The sequence below is a fragment of the Caballeronia sp. LZ043 genome, from assembly GCF_031451075.1.
In the GTDB taxonomy this organism is placed as follows: Bacteria; Pseudomonadota; Gammaproteobacteria; order Burkholderiales; family Burkholderiaceae; genus Caballeronia.
The window spans coordinates 1-1,980 of sequence record NZ_JARUXT010000034.1 but is presented as its reverse complement, the minus strand read 5'-3'; the positions used below and the strand labels follow the sequence as shown (position 1 = coordinate 1,980).

The 1,980-nt window shown below is 62.7% G+C and carries 2 protein-coding genes; both read left to right on the top strand.

The features are described 5' to 3' along the window. The coding region (locus tag QCE64_RS36305) for an ABC transporter ATP-binding protein (RefSeq protein ID WP_310009171.1) at positions 1-1,095 on the top strand (1,095 nt) is incomplete at its 5' end. Between the two features lie 4 nt (positions 1,096-1,099). Continuing rightward, the coding region (locus QCE64_RS36300) for an ABC transporter permease (RefSeq protein ID WP_404987961.1) at positions 1,100-1,980 on the top strand (881 nt) is incomplete at its 3' end.

The following is a 1,980-nucleotide window of genomic DNA, read 5'->3' as shown; positions in this document are numbered from 1 at the left end:
ATGGCAACCATCAATCTCCAGATCAGCGGTCTGTGCAAGCGTTATGGCGACTTCGTCGCGCTCGCGCCGACCGATCTTGACGTCGCACAGGGCGAGTTCCTGACGCTGCTGGGCCCGAGCGGCTCGGGCAAGACCACGCTGCTGAGCCTCATCGCGGGGCTTGCGCAGGCGGACGGCGGCTCGATCCGCATCAATGGCGTCGACGTCACCGACGGCGCACCGTACGACCGCGACATCGGCATGGTGTTTCAGAACTACGCGCTGTTTCCGCACATGACGGTGGCGGAGAACATCGCGTTTCCGCTGCAGATGCGCAAGGTCGATGCGGCCAGCGCGAAGAAGCGCGTCGCCGAGGCGCTGGAGATGGTGCATCTGCCGCACGTCGCGGGTCGCTATCCGCGCGAGTTGTCGGGCGGGCAGCAGCAGCGTATCGCGCTGGCGCGCTGCATGGTGTACCGGCCCTCGATCATCCTGATGGACGAGCCGCTCGGCGCACTCGACAAGAAGCTGCGCGATCACATGCAGCTGGAGATCAAGCGCATTCACCGCGATCTGGGCACCACGATCATCTACGTGACGCACGATCAGGAAGAAGCGATGACGATGTCGGACCGCATCTGTTTGATGGATGCGGGCAAGATCGCGCAACTCGGTACGCCTGCTGATCTGTACTTCCGTCCGAAGAATGTGTTCGTGGCGGATTTCCTCGGTGAATCGAATCTGCTCGATGCACAGGTCACGTCGCGTGAAGGCGATCAGGTTCGTCTCGCGATGCACGGCATCGACAAGGGCCGCGCGATGGTCTACGACGCTCAGGTGCAATCAGGCAAGCCGGTGAAGCTGATGCTGCGTCCGCAGAATTTGCGTGTGAACGGTCACAACGATTCAAGCGCGGAGACCATGTCCGCCAGGCTCACCGACATCATGGTGACCGGCGGCATGACCAAGCTGTACATGCAGCGCCAGCAGCAGAACGCGGAGGCCGCTGAACTGGTGGCGTCGTTCCCCACCGACCGGCTCGGGGCGCGCTATGAGATCGGCCAGACGCTGACGCTGTCGTGGTCGCCCGCCGATGCTGTCGCCATCGCGGGGTGAGCCGATGAACCCGTCCGCCATGACCGCGCAGAACGATCGCGCCGCGCCGCGCAAAACACGCAACCCGCGCCTGAGCCGCAAGCTGCGCGTGGCCGCAATGGCCGCACCCGTGATCGTGCTGCTCACGGTGTTCCTGATCTATCCGGTCGGACAATTGCTGCTGCTGAGTATTCACAATCAGAGCGGCTTCACGATGGCCGAGTACAAGCGGCTGTTCGCCTCGTCGGTGTATGTGGAAGTGCTGTGGGTGACGATGAAGGTATCGCTGCTCACGACCTTCTTCTCGGTGCTGGTGGGCTATCCCGTTGCGTACCTGATCTCGGCCGCCACGCGCGAGCGCAAGAACCGCTTGCTGTACTGGGTGCTGCTGTCGTTCTGGACGAGCTTTCTGGTGCGTACGTTTGCGTGGGTCGTGCTGCTCGGGCGCAACGGTGTGCTCAACTGGGTGCTGAAGCACCTCGGTCTTGTGGATTCGCCGCTGGGCCTGCTGTACAACCTGCCGGCAGTGATCGTAGGCATGACGCACGCGTTGATGCCGATCGCCATCATGACGATGCTCTCGGTGATGGAGAACATCGACCGGAGGTTGCCGAGCGCGGCATCGACGCTCGGTGCGCGTCCGGGCACGGCGTTCTGGAAGGTGTATTTCCCGCTGTCGCTGCCGGGGGTGTTTGCGTCTGCGTTGATGGTGTTCGTCACCGCAATCGGCTTCTTCATCACGCCGACGCTGCTGGGCGGACGTCACGAGACGATGATTACGCAGTTGATCATCGATCAGGTGTTGCAGGCGTTGAACTGGGGTTTCGCGGGTGCGATCTCGGTGCTGCTGCTGGCGGTGGTGCTGGTGGTGTTCGTGGTGTATGACCGGATGGTGGGTCTCTCGAC